The organism is Streptomyces sp. NPDC054956, assembly GCF_053609185.1.
The window spans coordinates 1-17,146 of sequence record NZ_JBSGXB010000014.1 but is presented as its reverse complement, the minus strand read 5'-3'; the positions used below and the strand labels follow the sequence as shown (position 1 = coordinate 17,146).

Sequence of the window (17,146 nt, the reverse complement as noted above, 5' to 3'; positions counted from 1 at the left end):
ACTACTCCTTTTGACCGGGCTTTGCGAAAACCGGTGGGGATCGGGCCATCCGTTGGCAGAAGATGGGGTGAACCCCCTCGATCATGCCGACCGGAGCCTGCGCGTGCTCATACGACTTCTGCGGACCCACCTCGGTCCGTACCGGAAACCGATCGCCGTGCTGGTCCTGCTGCAACTGCTGCAGACCAGCGCGAGCCTCTACCTCCCCACGCTGAACGCCGACATCATCGACAACGGTGTCGTCAACGGCGACACCGGCTACATCCTGCGCTTCGGCGCGCTCATGCTCGGCGTCTCGCTGGTCCAGCTCGTCTGCAACGTCGGCGCCGTCTTCTTCGGCGCCCGCACCGCGGCGGCCCTCGGCCGTGACGTCCGGGCCGCGGTCTTCGACCGCGTACAGAGCTTCTCCGCGCGCGAGCTCGGCCAGTTCGGCGCCCCGTCGCTGATCACCCGTACGACGAACGACGTGCAGCAGATCCAGATGCTCGTGCTGATGACCTTCACCCTGATGGTCTCGGCGCCGATCATGTGCGTCGGCGGCATCTTCATGGCGCTCTCGCTGGACGTGAAGCTGTCGGGCGTGCTGCTCGCGGTGGTCCCCGTCCTCGGCCTGTCGGTCGGGGCGATCGTGCTGAAGACGCGCCCCCTGTTCCGGGCGATGCAGGTGCGGCTGGACACCGTGAACCGGGTCCTGCGCGAGCAGATCACCGGCAACCGGGTGATCCGCGCCTTCATCCGCGACGACTACGAGAAGGAACGCTTCCGCGAGGCCAACGCCGACCTGACCGGCGTCTCGCTGGCCGCCGGCAAGCTGCTCGCGCTGATGTTCCCGACCGTCATCGTGGTCGTGAACATCTCCAGCGTCGCCGTCATCTGGTTCGGCGCGATGCGCATCGACAGCGGCGGCATGGAGATCGGCCAGCTCACGGCCTTCCTCGCCTACCTGATGCAGATCGTCATGGCCGTGATGATGGCCACCTTCATGTTCATGATGGTGCCGCGCGCCGAGGTCTGCGCCGAGCGCGTCCAGGAGGTCCTGGACACCGACTCCAGCGTGGTCCCGCCCGCCGAGCCCGTCCGCGAGCTCTCCCGCCACGGCCTGCTGGAGCTGCGCGGCGCCGACTTCCGCTACCCGGGCGCCGAGGCCCCGGTCCTGCGCGCGGTGGACCTGGTGGCCCGCCCCGGCGAGACCACCGCGGTCATCGGCTCCACCGGCAGCGGCAAGTCCACGCTGCTGGGCCTGGTCCCCCGGCTGTTCGACGCGACCGGCGGCGAGGTGCTCGTCGACGGCGAGGACGTGCGCCGCCTCGACCCGGACCTGCTCGCCAGGACCGTCGGCATGGTCCCGCAGAAGCCGTACCTGTTCTCCGGGACCGTCGCCAGCAACCTGCGCTACGGGCGTCCCGACGCCACCGACGAGGAGCTGTGGCACGCGCTGGAGGTGGCGCAGGCCAAGGGCTTCGTCTCCGAACTGGAGGGCGGGCTCGACGCGCCCATCGCCCAGGGCGGCACCAACGTCTCCGGCGGGCAGCGCCAGCGCCTCGCGATCGCGCGCACGCTCGTACAGCGCCCGGAGATCTACCTCTTCGACGACTCCTTCTCGGCCCTGGACTACGCGACGGACGCGGCGCTGCGCGCGGCGCTCGCCCGCGAGACCGAGGACGCGACCGTGGTCATCGTCGCCCAGCGGGTCTCCACGATCCGCGATGCCGACCGGATCATCGTCCTCGACGAGGGGCAGGTGGTGGGCGAGGGGCTCCACCACGAACTGATGGCCGGCAACGAGACCTACCGGGAGATCGTGCTCTCCCAGCTGACGGAGGCGGAGGCCGCATGAGTGGGCCCGGAGGACGGATGATGGGGCCGCCGGTGACGCGGACCATGGACTTCAAGGGCTCGGGCAAGCGGCTGCTGCGCCAGCTGGCGCACGACCGGGCCAAGCTGTGGGGCATGATCCTCGCGGTCGTGGGCAGCGTCGCCGCCTCGGTGACCGGCCCCAAGATCCTCGGCGAGGCCACCGACCTGGTGTTCGCGGGGATCGTCGGCCGGGAGATCGGCCAGAAGATGCCCGGTGCCACCAAGGAGCAGGCGCTGGCGGCGATGCGCGCCGATGGCCAGGGCGGCATGGCGGACATGCTGTCGGGGACGGACTTCACCCCGGGCAAGGGCATCGACTTCGGCGCGGTCGGGGCGGTGGCACTGTGGGCGCTGGTCGTGTTCACGGCCGCCGGTCTGCTGATGCTGGTCGCGACGCGGCTGTCGAACCACATCATGAACGGCACCGTGTACCGGATGCGCGAGGAGCTCCAGGCGAAGCTGTCGCGGCTGCCGCTGTCGTACTTCGACCGGCAGAAGCGCGGCGAGGTGCTCAGCCGGGCCACGAACGACATCGACAACATCGGGCAGACGCTCCAGCAGACGATGGGGCAGCTGCTCAACTCGATCCTGACGATCGTCGGCGTGCTGGCGATGATGTTCTGGATCTCGTGGGTGCTGGCGCTGGTCGCGCTGGTGACGATCCCGGTCTCGGGGTACGTCGCCGCGAGGATCGGCAAGAAGTCGCAGCCGCAGTTCGTGGCGCAGTGGAAGTCCACGGGCGCCCTGAACGCGCACGTCGAGGAGATGTACTCGGGCCACACCCTGGTCAAGGTCTTCGGCCGGCAGAAGGAGTCCGCGGCCCTCTTCGCCGAGCAGAACGAGGCGCTGTACCGGGCCTCGTTCAAGGCGCAGCTGGTCAGCGGGATCATGCAGCCGGTGATGCTGTTCATCTCGAACATCAACTACGTGCTCGTCGCGGTCGTCGGCGGTCTCAAGGTCGCCTCCGGCACCCTGTCGATCGGTGACGTGCAGGCCTTCATCCAGTACTCGCGCCAGTTCTCGATGCCGCTGACGCAGGTCGCCTCCATGGCGAACCTGGTGCAGTCCGGCGTCGCGTCGGCGGAGCGGGTCTACGAGCTGCTGGACGCGGCGGAGCAGGAGCCGGACGCCGAGGTCCCGGAGCGTCCCGAGGAGCTGCGCGGCCAGGTCACCTTCGACAAGGTCGCCTTCCGCTACGAGCCGGACAAGCCGCTGATCGAGAACCTCTCGCTCACCGTCGACCCCGGCAACACGGTCGCGATCGTCGGCCCGACCGGCGCCGGCAAGACCACGCTGGTCAACCTGCTGATGCGGTTCTACGAGGTCACGGGCGGCGAGATCGCCCTCGACGGCGTGGACATCGCGAAGATGACCCGCGAGGAACTGCGCGGCGGCATCGGCATGGTGCTCCAGGACACCTGGCTGTTCGGCGGCACCATCGCGGAGAACATCGCGTACGGAGCCTCGCGCGAGGTCACGCGCGCCGAGATCGAGGAGGCCGCCCGGGCGGCCCACGCCGACCGGTTCGTCCGCACCCTGCCCGAGGGCTACGACACCGTGCTGGACGACGAGGGCGCGGGAGTCAGCGCGGGCGAGAAGCAGCTGATCACCATCGCGCGGGCGTTCCTGTCCGACCCGGTGATCCTGGTCCTCGACGAGGCGACGAGCTCGGTGGACACCCGTACCGAGGTGCTGATCCAGAAGGCGATGGCGCGCCTCGCGCACGGGCGCACGTCCTTCGTGATCGCGCACCGGCTGTCCACGATCCGCGACGCCGACGTGATCCTGGTGATGGAGAGCGGCTCGATCGTGGAACAGGGCACGCACGAGGAGCTGCTGGGCTCGGGCGGCGCGTACGCGCGGCTGTACGCGGCGCAGTTCGCGCAGGCGGTGGCCGAGGTCGACTAGGCCCGCGGCCGGCCGCGGCCGGAGCGGGGTGGGGGCGCCGTCCGGGGCGCCCCCTTCCGCATGTCCGGGCCGGCCGGCATGACGGGCCGGTCAGCAGGTCGGGCCGGTCAGCATGTCGGGCCGGTCAGTCGAGGTAGCCGCGCAGCTGGTCGGCGAAGGCGTGGTCGCGCAGTTTGTTCAGCGTCTTCGACTCGATCTGCCGGATCCGCTCGCGGGTCACCCCGAAGATCCGTCCGATCTCCTCCAGGGTGCGCGGCCGCCCGTCGGCGAGCCCGTAGCGCAGCTGGACGACCTTGCGCTCCCGCTCCCCGAGGGTCGACAGGACCGCCTCCAGGTGCTCGCGGAGCAGGAAGAACGCGGCCGACTCCACGGGCGAGGCGGCGTCGCCGTCCTCGATGAGGTCGCCGAGCGCGACGTCGTCCTCCTCGCCCACGGGCGCGTGCAGCGAGACCGGCTCCTGCGCGAGGCGCAGCACCTCCAGGACCCGTTCCGGAGTCAACTCCAGGTGGACGGCGACCTCTTCGGCCGTCGGCTCGTACCCGCGCTCCTGGAGCATGCGCCGCTGGACGCGGACGACGCGGTTGATCAGCTCGACGACGTGGACGGGCACGCGGATGGTGCGGGCCTGGTCGGCCAGCGCCCTGGACATCGCCTGGCGGATCCACCAGGTGGCGTAGGTGGAGAACTTGTAGCCGCGGGCGTAGTCGAACTTCTCGACGGCCCGGATCAGTCCGAGGTTGCCCTCCTGGACCAGGTCGAGCATGGTCAGCCCGCGACCGACGTAGCGCTTGGCGACGGAGACGACGAGCCGCAGGTTCGACTCGATGAGGCGGCGCTTGGCCATGCGCCCCATGACGACGAGCTTGTCCAGGTCGAGCGTGAGCTGCAGGTCGAGCTCGACGCCGCTGCCGAGCTTCTCCTCGGCGAACAGTCCCGCTTCCACGCGCCGCGCGAGCTCCACTTCCTCGACGGCGGTGAGCAGCGGGATCCTGCCTATCTCGCGCAGGTACTGCCGGAAGAGGTCGGCGGACGGACCCGCCCCGGCGGAGCCCTCGGCCGCGCGCTTGCGCTGCGCGGGCACGTGCTCGATCAGCTCCGGAGCCTCGGGCTCCTCCTCCTCGTCCACGGCGTCGGCCTCGGGCTCTTCGGCCGCGGCGGCTTCGACGTCACCCGCGGCGCTTCCGGGCGGACTGACGCTGACGGTCAAGCTCTGGGTCTGCACGGGGGCGACCTCCACAGGGCTCCGAGGACGGGGGCACCGGACTTCAGTGTGGCGTACGGCACATCGCTGCCACGAGGGGCGTGCGAGCACTTTCTGAGTCCGTCGCGTGACCCATCGTTACCCCCGGACGAGAACCCCGATGCGGATCGGACGCATGTCCGAGAAGATCGCTGTCATGTCCGAGTACGAAACTCACGTCACGGTGCGCTGCGCCGACCCTGCCGAGCTGGCACGACTCGAAACCTGGGCCGGTGAACGTGAGTTGAGGGTGACGCACATCGTGCTGGCCCGGGGCCGGATGGCCTCGCAGCCGATGCTGACCCTGCCGGACCGCGACGGCCACGCGCGGCTGGTGCCCGCGCTGCGCTCGGCCGGCTTCGACCCGGTCCGGGTCAAGGTGGAGACCGTCCCGTGGAGCGAGGAGCAACCCGGTCCCGGCGGCGGCTACTTCGAGCACCACGTGAAGCTGCGGCTCCCCGCCGACTACGACCGGGCGGCCCTGGAGTCCCTCGCGGTCCGTCACGCGGCGCACGTGTCGTGGAACGCCCGCCGGGTCCTGTCCGGGTCCCGCCACGAACGCTTCGTGACCCAGCGCTGCCGGGGCACGGCGGAGGCGGCGGGCCGCGCGTGCGATGGGCTCGTCGCCGCGCTGGTGGGTGCGGGGTACGAAATCCGCTCCGAGGAGCGGGAGTTCGTGCTGTACGACAGCGACCTGTCGGTGGACGACGGGTGGATCGAGGAGGGGGACGTTCGATGACGTGGGAGAAGTTCGGGTGGCAGTCCGAGGAACTGCCCAGGGGGCCGCTGGACGAGGAGACGCGCAGGGAGCACGACCTGCCCAGGACGCTGCGGACGGTGACCGGGGACGACGTCCGCCAGCGGTCCGTCTTCGACCCGGCGCTGAAGCAGTTCCAGAACGCGTACCGGGCCGGGGACCCGGTCTTCGACGACCCGGAGCGCACCGCCTCCTGGCGGACGGCACGGCGGGCCGCGCTGGACGCCGTGCTCCTGGCGGTGTCGGAGTCCCGGTGGGGGGACTCACTGGTGCTGCGCGGGAGCGTGCTGCTCGCCGACTGGTTCGGGGAGGCGGCCCGGGAACCGGGAGACCTCGACTTCGTGGTCGTGCCGCGGAGCTGGAACATCGACGACGGGCGGACGACGCGGATGCTGGAGGAGATCGCCGCCGGTGCGGCCGGCCGGGCCGGGATCAAGGACTCGGGTGCGGTCTGCGAGGGCATCTGGACGTACGAACGGGTGCCGGGGATGAGGATGATGCTGCCGTGGCAGGTACCGGGGCTGCCGGCCGGACACGTCCAGCTCGACTTCGTGTTCAACGAGCGGCTGCCCGAGGAGCCCGAGCCGGTGGAACTCTCCTGCGGGGCCGTGGTCCTGGCCGCCTCCCCCGCCCTGTCCCTGGCCTGGAAGCTGCTGTGGCTGGTGAGCGACTCCTACCCGCAGGGGAAGGACCTCTACGACGCGGTCCTGCTGGCCGAGGCGTTCCCCCTGTCGTACGAGCTGCTGGACCAGGTGTTCCGGCTGGCGCCCGAACAGCCGCTGCCGAATCCGGGACTGACCCTGGAGGACATCGTCGCGTACGGGAACGTCGGCCACGAGTGGGACCACTTCGCGGCCGAGTACCCGCAACTCTCCGACTCGGAGGAGGACTACGCCCGGCGGCTGGTCGCGGCGCTGGCGCCGACCTTCGCCGGGGCGCCGGACACGCCTAGGCCGGCTCGACGCGGACCGCGCAAACCTTGAACTCCGGCATCCGGGACACCGGGTCCAGCGCCGGGTTGGTCAGGGTGTTCGCACGGCCCTCGCCCGGCCAGTGGAAGGGCATGAAGACCGTGTCCGCGCGGATGGTGTCCGTGACGCGGGCCGGGGCGACCGCGCGGCCGCGCCGGGAGGTGACGGCCAGCGGGGCGCCGTCGACCGCGCCGATGCGGGCCGCGAGGCGGGGGTGGAGTTCCACGAAGGGGCCGGGGGCGGCTTCGTTGAGCTCCTCCACGCGGCGGGTCTGCGCGCCCGACTGGTACTGGGCGACCACCCGGCCGGTGGTGAGCAGCAGCGGGTACTCCGCGTCCGGCATCTCGGCGGCGTCCCGGTGGGAGACGGGCACGAAGCGGGCCCGCCCGTCCTCGGTGGCGAAGCGGTCGAGGAAGAGGCGGGGGGTGCCGGGGTGGGGCTCGCCGGGGGCGGAACCGCCCGGGCCGGGGCCGGGGCCGGGCTCCGCCGAAGCCGGCTCCCCCGCCTGCGGAGCCGAGGGGCAGGGCCAGAAGACGCCCTGTTCGGCTTCGATCCGGGCGTAGCTGATGCCCGAGTAGTCCGCCGGTCCGCCGGCCGAGGCGCGGCGCAGTTCCTCGAAGACCTCCTCGGGCGAGACCGGGAAGGCCTTCGGCATGCCCAGGCGGGAGGCCAGGCCGTGCAGGACCTGCAGGTCGGAGCGGACGCCCGGCGGCGGGGTCAGGGCCCGGCGGCGGAGCAGGACCCTGCCCTCCAGGTTGGTGGTGGTGCCGGTCTCCTCCGCCCACTGGGTGACCGGGAGGACGACGTCGGCCAGGGCGGCGGTCTCGGAGAGGACCACGTCCGCGACGGCGAGGAACTCCAGGGAGCGGATGCGTTCCTCGACGTGGGCGGCGCGGGGGGCCGAGACCACCGGGTTGGAGCCCATCAGGAGCAGGGCCTTGACCTCGGTGCCCAGTGCGTCGAGGAGTTCGTAGGCGCTGCGTCCGGGGCCGGGGAGCTCGTCGGGGTCGATGCCCCAGACCCCGGCCACGTGCGCCCGCGCCGCCGGGTCGGTGAGCTTGCGGTAGCCGGGGAGCTGGTCGGCCTTCTGGCCGTGCTCGCGGCCGCCCTGGCCGTTGCCCTGGCCGGTGAGGCATCCGTAGCCGGAGAGCGGGCGGCCGGCGCGGCCGGTGGCGAGGCACAGGTTGATCCAGGCGCCGACGGTGTCGGTGCCCTTGGACTGCTGCTCGGGGCCGCGGGCGGTGAGCACCATGGCGGCGGAGGGTTCGCAGAACATGCGGACGGCCTCGCGGAGTTTGGGCACGGGCACGCCCGTGATGCGCTCGACCAGCTCCGGCCAGTGCGCCATCGCCGCGGCGCGGGCCTCCTCCCAGCCCGTGGTACGCCCGGCGATGAACTCCTCGTCCGTGTGGCCCCCGGCGACCACCAGGTGCAGCAGGCCGAGCGCCAGCGCCAGGTCCGTGCCGGGGCGCGGTGCCAGGTGCAGGTCGGCCTGTTCGGCGGTCCGCGTGCGGCGCGGGTCCACGACGATCAACGTGCCGCCGTTCTCCCTGAGTTCCCGGAAGAAGCGCAGGGCGGGCGGCATGGTCTCGGCGGGGTTGGAGCCGACGAGGATGACGCAGCCGGTCCGGGGGATGTCCTCCAGCGGGAAGGGCAGCCCCCGGTCGAGCCCGAAGGCCCGCTGGTGCGCGGCGGCGGCCGAGGACATGCAGAACCGGCCGTTGTAGTCGATCTGCGAGGTCCCGAGGGCGACGCGGGCGAACTTGCCGAGGGCGTACGCCTTCTCGTTGGTCAGCCCGCCACCGCCGAACACCCCGACCGCGTCCGCCCCGTACGACCGCCGCGTGCGGGCGAGGCCCTCGGCGACGGCGTCGAGGGCCTCCTCCCAGGTGGCCGGTTCCAGCTGCCCGGCGTGGGTGCGGACGAGCGGCTGGGTCAGGCGCACCCGGGAGGAGAGCACGGCGGGAGCGGTGCGGCCCTTGCCGCACAGCGCGCCCCGGTTCACGGGGAAGTCCGCGCGCTCCTCCACCGTCACACCGGCTCCGCCCGGTCCGGGGCGGAGGTTCATCCCGCACTGCAGCGCGCAGTACGGGCAGTGCGTGGCGGTGACGGCGGAGGAGGCGGTGTCGGCCGGTGCGGCTCCCGGGGTGTGCATGCGCTTCACCATGCGACGCCGGTGTTACGCGAACGGCCGCCCCGCGTTACAACCCGGGGTGCTCCCCCTCAGCGCGAGCCGCCGGCTCCGGTGAGGCCCAGAGCATCGGAGGCCGGTCGAGGATCTCGACGTACACGATCCGGGCGTCGACGACGTCACGTACGAAGGGTGCGTCCTGTTCCACGGGGCGGACCGTAGCCCGGCGCCCCGACGGAGGGCACGCGCATATCCGCCGGGGCGCCGCGCGGGGTCACTGCCCGGTGAGGTACTTCACGGTCAGGCCCGCCGTCCAGCCGCCGTCCACGGCGAGTTCGGCGCCCGTCATGTAGCCGGCGGCGTCCGAGAGGAGGAAGGCGACCGCGGCGGCGATCTCCTCGGGGAGGCCCACGCGGCCGAGGGGGGCGCCGGGGTAGTTGCCCTCGCCGGCCTGGATGCCGATCGGGGCGGTCATCGGGGTCAGCGTCATGCCGGGGTGCACGGAGTTGACGCGGATCCTCGATTCGGCGAGCTCGACCGCGCCGACCTTGGACAGGCCGCGCACGCCCCACTTCGAGGCGCCGTAGCCGGCGGTCAGCGCGAGGCCGGTGAGGCCGGCCGCCGAGGAGATGTTGACGATGGAGCCGCCGCCGTTCGCGCGCAGCAGCGGGATCGCCGTCTTGATGCCGATGAACACGCCGGTCAGGTTGATGTCGACGACCCGGCGGAAGTGCTCGACGCTCTCGTGCTCCAGGAACTGGCCGGTGGAGATGCCGGCGTTGTTGACGAGGCCGTCGAGCCGGCCGAACTCGGCGAGGGCGTACGCCAGCGCCGCCTCCCAGTCGGCCTCGCTGGTCACATCGTGCCGCAGGAAGCGCACGGCGTCGCCGAGCTTCGCGGCCGTCTCGGCCCCCTCGGCCTCCAGGACGTCGGTGATCAATACCTTGCCGCCGCCGTCCACGACGGCCTGCGCGGCCGCTGCTCCGAGGCCGCGGGCCCCTCCGGTGACGACGACGACCTTGTCGCTCAGATCCACTGCAGCCACGGTTCCACACCCCTGACGAATGAGACAGACCGGCATATGACTAATCGGCATATGCCGACAGCGGCGTCAGTCTGCCAGAGCGGCCAGGGCCCGCGACACCCCCTCCTCCTTGGGGCCCAGGAACCGCGGCTCCGGCTTGAACACCGCGTCCAGCGCAGCCTTCCCCGAGGCGAAGACCTCCCGCGCGCCGCCGTAGTACCAGGTCACGTCGTGCACCTCGGCCACCCCGACCCCGTACACGTCCAGGCCCGCGGCCCGGCACAGGGCGACGGCCCGGCGGATGTGGAAGTCCTGGCTGATCAGCACCGCCCGGTGCACCCCGAAGATCTCCCGGGCCCGGACGCAGGAGTCCCACGAGTCGAAGCCGGCGTAGTCGCTGACGATGCGGGCGTCCGGCACGCCGTGCCCCGTCAGGTACGCGCGCATCGCGTCGGGTTCGTCGTACTCGGTGCGGCTGTTGTCGCCCGTGACGAGGACGACCTTGACCTTGCCGGTCCGGTAGAGCTCGGCGGCGGCGTCGAGGCGGCTCGCGAGGTAGGGGGTCGGCCGGCCGTTCAGCAGCCCGGCCCCGAAGACCACCGCCACCTCGGCGGCCGGCGCCGCGGCGGTGGTGCGGAGCCGGGGCGCGGCCGCCGTGTGCGTCCAGGCCGAGGGCAGCAGTGCGAGCACGCAGAGCGCCATCACGGCCTGTACCGCCCGGCGGCGGTCCCGTACGGTCCGGGGCATCCGGATCCGTACGGTCCCCAGCCGGTCCCGGGTCGCTCCGAGCAGGTCGCGTACCGCTGCGCGCTTCAATGCAATGCCCCTCTGATGGTCCTGTCGACTACGGACGCGTGTACGTGCCCGGCGGTTTCCCGGACCTGCGGGGGCTGTCCCCCACCCGCCCTTCGCCCGTTCCCCGGGCCGGCCCGGACCCGGTCCTCGAACGCCGGACGGGCTGGAAGGGTCCCGGGCTGCGCCCGGACCCCCCGGGGCTCCGCCCCGGACCCCGCGCCTCAAACGCCGGCGGGGCTGGATTCCCCCCGTCCGCAACCCCCCTGTGAGCAGGTGGAAAACACCCGTCACCCCGGCGCAACGCGTCGGCAACCTGCGGCGCGCAGGATCGGTGCATGACGGAGCCGGCGCACCCTCCCGAGTCCCTGCCCCTCCCGCCTCCCCTTCCGCCGGCCACCACGGCGGAGTTGCTGACCCGGATCACCGCCCAGCTCGGCACGCAGCTCAGCGGCCTGCGTCCCCGACACCACGGAGTCCCCCCATGCAGCCCACCCTCGTCGCCGTGGCCCACGGCAGCCGCGACCCGCGCGCCGTGCGCACCGTCGAAGCCCTCCTCGAGCGGGTCCGCGAGCTCCGCCCGCGCCTCGACGTCCGGCTCGGGCACATCGAGCTGAACCACCCCCTGCTGGACGACACCCTCGAACGGGCCGCCGGTTCGGCCGTCCTGGTGCCGCTGCTGCTGGGGCGCGGCACCCACGTCAAGCGGGACCTGCCGGCCTCCGCCGCCCGCGCCGGGCACCTGCGGACCCGGATCGCCGCCCCGCTGGGACCGCACCCGCTGCTCGTCGAGGCCCTGTACGAGCGGCTCCTGGAGGCCGGCTGGAGCGCCGGGTCCGCGGTGGTGCTGGCCTGCGCCGGATCGCGCGATCCGCAGTCCGCCGCCGATACCCGGGCCACCGCCGCCCTGCTCGGCGAACGGCTCGGCGGGGTGGTCGTCGTACCGGCCTACGCCTCGGCCGCCGCACCCACCGTGCCCGACGCGGTGCGGGCGCTGGCCGCCCGGGGCCACCGGGTCGCGGTCGCCTCGTACTTCACCGCCCCCGGCCGCTTCGCCGGCCAGAGCGCCGCCGCCGCGCCGGGACCGGCCGCCGAGCCTCTCGGGGACCATCCGGCGCTGGCCCGCCTCGTGCTGCAGCGCTACGACGAAGCCCTCCTGGCGCGGCACGAAGCCCCGTACGGCGAGCAGCACGGCGGACAGCTGGAACTGGCCACCGCCTGAGACCGTGTTGGTTCGGATTGCTCGGATTGTCTCGTCTTGTCGGCGGGTGCGGTTACCGTTCTGAGCATGGAAGGCATGGAAGGCACCACCGCACCCGTCCGCCCCGACCAGCCCGGCGATCCGTACGGGAGCGCCGACACCGAGCGCTGGGCCACCGAGCCCGACAAGAGGCCGGGCCGCACCGCCTTCCAGCGCGATCGCGCCCGCGTACTGCATTCCGCCGCCCTGCGCCGGCTCGCCGGGAAGACCCAGGTGGTCACCCCGGGCACGCGTTCGTACGACTGGGACGCCAGTCCCCGTACGCGCCTGACGCACTCCCTCGAATGCGCCCAGGTCGGCCGCGAGCTCGGTGCCGCGCTCGGCTGCGACCCCGATCTCGTCGAGGCGGCCTGCCTCTCGCACGACATGGGCCACCCGCCCTTCGGCCACAACGGCGAGGAGGCCCTCAACGAGTTCGCCAAGGACTGCGGGGGCTTCGAGGGCAACGCCCAGTCGCTGCGCCTGCTGACCCGGCTGGAGCCCAAGCGGTTCGTCCCCGATCCGGAGAGCGGCGCACTTGTCAGCGTCGGACTGAACCTGACCCGGGCCTGCCTCGACGCGGCCACCAAGTACCCCTGGGCGCGCGGGGACCACCCGACCGAACCGGACTCGGTGAAGTTCGGCGCGTACGAGGACGACCTGCCGGTCTTCGCGTGGCTGCGCCGCGGCGCGCCCGCGGACCGCAAGTGCTTCGAGGCGCAGGTCATGGACTGGTCGGACGACGTGGCGTACTCCGTCCACGACTTCGAGGACGGCCTGCACGCCGGCCACCTCGACCCGAACCTGCTGTTCGCCGAGCCCGAGCGCACGGCGATCTGGCGGGTGGCCATCGGCCGGTACGTGCCCTCCGACACCGAGCCGGAAGAGCTGCGCGAGGCGCTGGACCGGCTGATGGAGCAGGAGTGGTGGCCGCACGGGTACGACGGCTCGGCCGTGGCCCAGGCCCGGCTGAAGGACGCCACCAGTCAGCTGATCGGCCGCTTCTGCCTGGCCGCCGAGGGGGCCACCCGGCAGGCGTACGGCACCGGCCGGCTGACCCGGTACGCGGCGGAGCTGGTGGTGCCGCGCGAGGCGCGCAACGAGTGCGCCGTGCTGAAGGCGGTCGCCGACCTGTACGTGATGCAGCGCGACGAGCAGGAGCGGATCCGAGCCGATCAGCGCATCGTCCTGGCCGAGCTCGCGGAGGCGCTCAGCGCCCGCGCGCCCGAGGGCCTGGACCCGCAGTTCCGGGCGGTCTTCGACGAGGCGCCGGACGACAAGGCCCGCAAACGCGCGGTCGTCGACCAGATCGCGGCGCTCACGGACGCCTCCGCGCGCTCCCTGCACGCCCGCCTCACGCTGCGCACGCGACGCGCCGAAGGGTGAGCCGATCGGGCCACTCCCCCTTCACGCGGCAGGCTCAGTGCGGGACGCTCGCATGTGGTCGCATGTGGCGGAGAGGTTATGAGGAGGCATCAGGTGGTCGACGCACACCGGACATTCGTCATCGTCGGCGCAGGGCTCGCCGGGGCCAAGGCAGCCGAGACGCTGCGGTCCGAGGGGTTCACGGGACGGGTGATCCTGATCGGCGACGAGCGCGAGCATCCCTACGAGCGGCCCCCGCTCTCCAAGGGCTACCTGGCGGGCAAGGAGGAGCGCGACAGCGTCTTCGTCCACGAGCCGTCCTGGTACGCGGCCTCCGACATCGAGCTGCACCTCGGCCAGCCCGCGGTCCAGCTGGACCGGGAGGCCAAGAAGGTGGTCCTCGGCGACGGCACGGCGCTGCCCTACGACAAGCTGCTCCTCGCCACCGGCGCCGAACCGCGCCGGCTCGACATCCCGGGCACCGGGCTGGTCGGGGTGCACCACCTGCGCCGGCTCGCGCACGCCGAGCGGCTGCGCGGCGCCCTCGCGGGCCTGGGCCGGGACAACGGGCACCTGCTGATCGCGGGCGCCGGCTGGATCGGCCTGGAGGTCGCCGCGGCGGCCCGCGGGTACGGGGCCGAGGTCACCGTGATCGAGCCGGCGCCGACCCCGCTGCACGCGGTGCTCGGCCCGGAGGTCGGCCGGCTCTTCGCCGACCTGCACACCGAGCACGGGGTCCGCTTCCACTTCGGCTCCCATCTGACGGAGATCATCGGGCAGGACGGCATGGTGCTGGCGGCCCGTACGGACGACGGCGAGGAGCACCCGGCGCACGCGGTCCTCGCGGCGATCGGGGCCGCGCCGCGGACCGCGCTCGCGGAGACCTCGGGCCTGGCCCTGGTGGACCGGGAGCACGGCGGCGGCATCGCCGTGGACGCCTCGCTGCGCACCTCCGACCCGGACGTCTTCGCGGTCGGTGACGTGGCGGCCGCGCACCACCCGGTGCTGGGGACCCGGCTGCGGGTGGAGCACTGGGCGAACGCCCTCAACGGGGGCCCGGCCGCCGCGCGGGCGATGCTCGGGCAGGAGGTCTCGTACGACCGGGTTCCGTACTTCTTCTCCGACCAGTACGACGTGGGCCTGGAGTACTCGGGGTACGCCCCGGCGGGCGGCTACGACCAGGTGCTGATCCGCGGGGACGTGGGCAAGCGGGAGTTCATCGCCTTCTGGCTCTCGGACGGGCGGGTGCTGGCCGGAATGAACGTGAACGTGTGGGACGTCACCGATCAGATCCAGGCCCTGATCAGGTCGAAGGCGCCCGTGGACCGCGAGAAGCTGGCGGACCCCTCCGTTCCGCTTTCCGCCCTGCTACCGGCCGAGGGTGCCTGACGGGACTGTCGGTCCGCGGCCGTAGACTGGCGCGTGTGGCAGGACGGATCAACGACGACGACGTGAAGGCGGTACGGGACGCGGTCCCGATCGACGCCGTGGTCTCCGACTACCTCCAGCTGCGCAACGCGGGCGGCGGCAACCTCAAGGGCCTGTGCCCCTTCCACGACGAGAAGTCCCCGTCCTTCCAGGTCAGCCCCAGCAAGGGTCTCTACCACTGCTTCGGCTGCCAGGCGGGCGGGGACACCCTCGACTTCATCATGAAGATCGACCACCTCTCCTTCTCGGAGGCGGTCGAGCGGCTCGCGGGCCAGGCCGGCATCACCCTGCGGTACGAAGAGGGCGGCTACACCGCCGGCACCAGCGGCCGCGGCGAGCGCATCCGGCTCGTCGAGGCGCACAAGGCCGCGGCCGACTTCTACATGGAGCAGCTCGGCAGCGCCGAAGCCGAGATCGGCCGCAAGTTCCTGGCCGAGCGCGGCTTCGACCAGGCCGCCGCCGCGCACTTCAGCGTCGGCTACAGCCCGGCAGGCTGGGACCACCTGACCCGCTTCCTGCGCGGCAAGGGCTTCACCGACAAGGAACTGATCACCTCCGGCCTGTCCCAGGACAGCCGCAGCGGAAAGCCCATCGACCGCTTCCGCGGGCGGCTCATGTGGCCCATCCGCGACATCAGCGGCGAGGTCGTCGGCTTCGGCGCGCGCAAGCTGCGCGAGGACGACAACGGGCCCAAGTACCTGAACACGCCCGAGACCTCGATCTACAAGAAGTCCCAGGTGCTGTACGGCATCGACCTGGCCAAGAAGGAGATCGCCAAGACCTCCCGGGCCGTCGTCGTCGAGGGCTACACCGACGTGATGGCCTGCCACATGGCCGGGGTCACGACCGCGATCGCCACCTGTGGCACGGCCTTCGGCGGCGACCACATCAAGATCCTGCGCCGGCTGCTCATGGACAACGCGACCGCCGAGGTGATCTTCACCTTCGACGGGGACGCGGCCGGGCAGAAGGCCGCGCTGCGCGCCTTCGAGGACGACCAGAAGTTCGCCGCCGAAACCTCCATCACCATCGCCCCGGGCGGCATGGACCCCTGCGACCTGCGCCTGGCCCAGGGCGACGCGGCCGTGGCCGGGCTGGTCGAGGCCCGCACCCCGCTGTTCGAGTTCGCGCTGCGGCACATCGTCGCCCGGCACAACCTGGAGAACCCGGCGGGCCGTGCGGCCGCGCTGGACGAGGCCGCCCCGGTCGTCGCCAACATCAAGAACATCGCGATCCAGCACGAGTCGGCGGTCCAGCTGGCCGGCATGCTCGGCATCCGCGACGAGCAGTTCGTGGTCAAGCGGGTCGCGCAGCTCGCCCGCTGGGCGCGCGACCGCGGCCAGGGCCAGGGCCAGGGCGGCCCCGGCGGCGGGCCGCAGCAGGGCCGCGGCCGGTCCTCGTACGAGGCCGCGCCCGCGCCCTCCGCCACCCCGGCGGGCGGTCCCGCGCTGAACCTGCGCAGCCCGGCCCACCGCACCGAGCGCGAGCTGCTCAAGCTGGCCCTGCAGCGGCCGGCCCTGGTCTCCCCCGCCTTCGACGCGTACGGGATCGACGAGTTCACCGCCCCGCCCTACCAGGCCGTCCGCCAGGCCGTGCAGGACGCCGGGGGTGCCTCGCTGGGCACCGAGGACTACCTGACCCGGGTCCGCGAGGCCGCGCCCAACGACACCGTCCGCGCGCTGGTCACCGAGCTCGCGGTCGAGGCCATCCACGCGAAGACGGTCGACGAGGTCTACGCCGGGGTCCAGCTGGTCCAGGTCCGGCTCCGCGCGGTCGACCGCCGGGTGCACGAGATCCAGGGCACGATGGCCCGCCTCGGCCCGCAGGCCCCGCCGGAACAGCTGGCGGCGGTCCAGGAGGAACTCTGGGTCCTCCAGCAGTACGGCCAACGCCTGCGCAACCGCGGCGCGGAAGGCCTGTAACCGGCCCCGGAGCCCACACACCCGTCCACGGTCCGGACCCGGGCCCGGCAGATGCCCGTCCGGGTCAGCGGCGCAGCCAGTCGCCGCTCGGGATCTCCGTGCCGGAGCGGGCCAGGCTGCGGGCCAGTGGGGGCGCGGCCAGGTAGACCCAGGCGCGGACCGGGGTGCCGTCGGGGCGCAGGGCCTCGCGGGCGATCCGGTCGTAGATGTTGCCGGGGCTGCCGGGGCCCTCGTACTCCTCCAGCAGATCGAGCGCGACGAGGAGTTCCCGGTAGGCCCCCGGGGCCGGGGTGATCAGCTCGCCGGCCACATCGGAGCCCGCGCGGTCCACGGCGTAGGGGTAGCCGGGGCCGTCGTACAGGGCCGCGTCCGGCAGCCGGGCGGGCTCCTCGGCGGCCGTGCGGCCGCGCAGGAACAGGTCGTGGTTGACCTCGCCCGGGCGCAGGGTCCCGTAGACGAAGAAGGGCAGTTCCTCCGGCGGCACCTCCGCCGGCCCCTCCGGGGATTCCTC

Annotated in this window: 14 protein-coding genes; 8 read left to right on the top strand and 6 right to left on the bottom strand. The window is 72.7% G+C overall.

The window, feature by feature from the left end:
- Positions 1-103: 103 nt before the first annotated feature.
- Together ACWGDE_RS04890 and ACWGDE_RS04885 are read left to right on the top strand one after the other, a co-directional pair.
- The gene (locus ACWGDE_RS04890) at positions 104-1,837 is read left to right on the top strand and encodes an ABC transporter ATP-binding protein (RefSeq protein ID WP_453387554.1); all 1,734 of its coding nucleotides are present in this window, start codon (positions 104-106) and stop codon (positions 1,835-1,837) included.
- Complete coding sequence (locus tag ACWGDE_RS04885) at positions 1,834-3,765, top strand: ABC transporter ATP-binding protein (protein WP_453387553.1); 1,932 nt, start codon at positions 1,834-1,836, stop codon at positions 3,763-3,765. Before ACWGDE_RS04890 ends, ACWGDE_RS04885 begins: the two co-directional genes overlap by 4 nt.
- Before the next feature lie 124 nt (positions 3,766-3,889).
- On the opposite strand, the gene ACWGDE_RS04880 is transcribed toward ACWGDE_RS04885, so the two are convergent.
- A complete protein-coding gene (locus ACWGDE_RS04880; protein WP_453387552.1) occupies positions 3,890-5,077 on the bottom strand; it encodes an RNA polymerase sigma factor in 1,188 nt (395 codons plus the stop codon).
- A 64-nt stretch (positions 5,078-5,141) separates the two neighbouring features.
- Here ACWGDE_RS04880 and ACWGDE_RS04875 point away from each other — a divergent pair, with 64 nt between their 5' ends.
- Positions 5,142-5,744: a hypothetical protein gene (locus tag ACWGDE_RS04875; protein WP_453387551.1), complete on the top strand. Its 603-nt coding sequence runs from the start codon at positions 5,142-5,144 to the stop codon at positions 5,742-5,744.
- Positions 5,741-6,745: a nucleotidyl transferase AbiEii/AbiGii toxin family protein gene (locus tag ACWGDE_RS04870; RefSeq protein WP_453387550.1), complete on the top strand. Its 1,005-nt coding sequence runs from the start codon at positions 5,741-5,743 to the stop codon at positions 6,743-6,745. Before ACWGDE_RS04875 ends, ACWGDE_RS04870 begins: the two co-directional genes overlap by 4 nt.
- Here the strand turns inward: ACWGDE_RS04870 and ACWGDE_RS04865 are convergent.
- The 4 genes from ACWGDE_RS04865 to ACWGDE_RS04850 form a co-directional block, all read right to left on the bottom strand.
- Positions 6,711-8,888: a molybdopterin oxidoreductase family protein gene (locus ACWGDE_RS04865; protein WP_453387549.1), complete on the bottom strand. Its 2,178-nt coding sequence runs from the start codon at positions 8,886-8,888 to the stop codon at positions 6,711-6,713. The two genes, ACWGDE_RS04870 and ACWGDE_RS04865, sit on opposite strands and share 35 nt — an antisense overlap.
- A gap of 46 nt (positions 8,889-8,934) precedes the next feature.
- A complete protein-coding gene (locus ACWGDE_RS04860; RefSeq protein WP_453387548.1) occupies positions 8,935-9,072 on the bottom strand; it encodes a hypothetical protein in 138 nt (45 codons plus the stop codon).
- Between the two features lie 66 nt (positions 9,073-9,138).
- On the bottom strand, positions 9,139-9,945 hold the full coding sequence (locus tag ACWGDE_RS04855) for a glucose 1-dehydrogenase (protein WP_453387547.1): 807 nt from the start codon (positions 9,943-9,945) through the stop codon (positions 9,139-9,141).
- A 30-nt stretch (positions 9,946-9,975) separates the two neighbouring features.
- Entirely contained in the window at positions 9,976-10,635 is a 660-nt protein-coding gene (locus ACWGDE_RS04850) for a SanA/YdcF family protein (protein WP_453387578.1), read from the bottom strand.
- A gap of 529 nt (positions 10,636-11,164) precedes the next feature.
- On the opposite strand from ACWGDE_RS04850, the gene ACWGDE_RS04845 reads away from it, so the two are divergent.
- From ACWGDE_RS04845 to dnaG, 4 genes are all read left to right on the top strand, one after another.
- Positions 11,165-11,902, top strand: a complete 738-nt coding sequence (locus ACWGDE_RS04845) for a sirohydrochlorin chelatase (RefSeq protein WP_453387546.1) — start codon at positions 11,165-11,167, stop codon at positions 11,900-11,902.
- 66 nt (positions 11,903-11,968) lie between these two features.
- Complete coding sequence (locus tag ACWGDE_RS04840) at positions 11,969-13,306, top strand: deoxyguanosinetriphosphate triphosphohydrolase (protein ID WP_453387545.1); 1,338 nt, start codon at positions 11,969-11,971, stop codon at positions 13,304-13,306.
- 93 nt (positions 13,307-13,399) lie between these two features.
- Positions 13,400-14,674, top strand: coding sequence for an NAD(P)/FAD-dependent oxidoreductase (locus ACWGDE_RS04835; RefSeq protein WP_453387544.1), 1,275 nt, complete (start codon positions 13,400-13,402; stop codon positions 14,672-14,674).
- A gap of 35 nt (positions 14,675-14,709) precedes the next feature.
- On the top strand, positions 14,710-16,635 hold the full coding sequence (gene dnaG, locus ACWGDE_RS04830) for a DNA primase (RefSeq protein WP_453387543.1): 1,926 nt from the start codon (positions 14,710-14,712) through the stop codon (positions 16,633-16,635).
- A 64-nt stretch (positions 16,636-16,699) separates the two neighbouring features.
- Here dnaG and ACWGDE_RS04825 read toward each other — a convergent pair whose 3' ends face one another.
- Positions 16,700-17,119: a gamma-glutamylcyclotransferase family protein gene (locus ACWGDE_RS04825; RefSeq protein WP_453387577.1), complete on the bottom strand. Its 420-nt coding sequence runs from the start codon at positions 17,117-17,119 to the stop codon at positions 16,700-16,702.
- Positions 17,120-17,146: the final 27 nt, after the last annotated feature.

Coding starts and splice junctions, on each gene's coding strand:
- ACWGDE_RS04885 (WP_453387553.1), top strand. CDS start 1,834: ATGAGTGGGCCCGGAGGACGGATGATGGGGCCGCCGGTGACGCGGACC.
- ACWGDE_RS04875 (WP_453387551.1), top strand. CDS start 5,142: ATGTCCGAGAAGATCGCTGTCATGTCCGAGTACGAAACTCACGTCACG.
- ACWGDE_RS04870 (WP_453387550.1), top strand. CDS start 5,741: ATGACGTGGGAGAAGTTCGGGTGGCAGTCCGAGGAACTGCCCAGGGGG.
- ACWGDE_RS04865 (WP_453387549.1), bottom strand. CDS start 8,888: ATGCACACCCCGGGAGCCGCACCGGCCGACACCGCCTCCTCCGCCGTC.
- ACWGDE_RS04855 (WP_453387547.1), bottom strand. CDS start 9,945: ATGCCGGTCTGTCTCATTCGTCAGGGGTGTGGAACCGTGGCTGCAGTG.
- ACWGDE_RS04850 (WP_453387578.1), bottom strand. CDS start 10,635: ATGCCCCGGACCGTACGGGACCGCCGCCGGGCGGTACAGGCCGTGATG.
- ACWGDE_RS04845 (WP_453387546.1), top strand. CDS start 11,165: ATGCAGCCCACCCTCGTCGCCGTGGCCCACGGCAGCCGCGACCCGCGC.
- ACWGDE_RS04840 (WP_453387545.1), top strand. CDS start 11,969: ATGGAAGGCATGGAAGGCACCACCGCACCCGTCCGCCCCGACCAGCCC.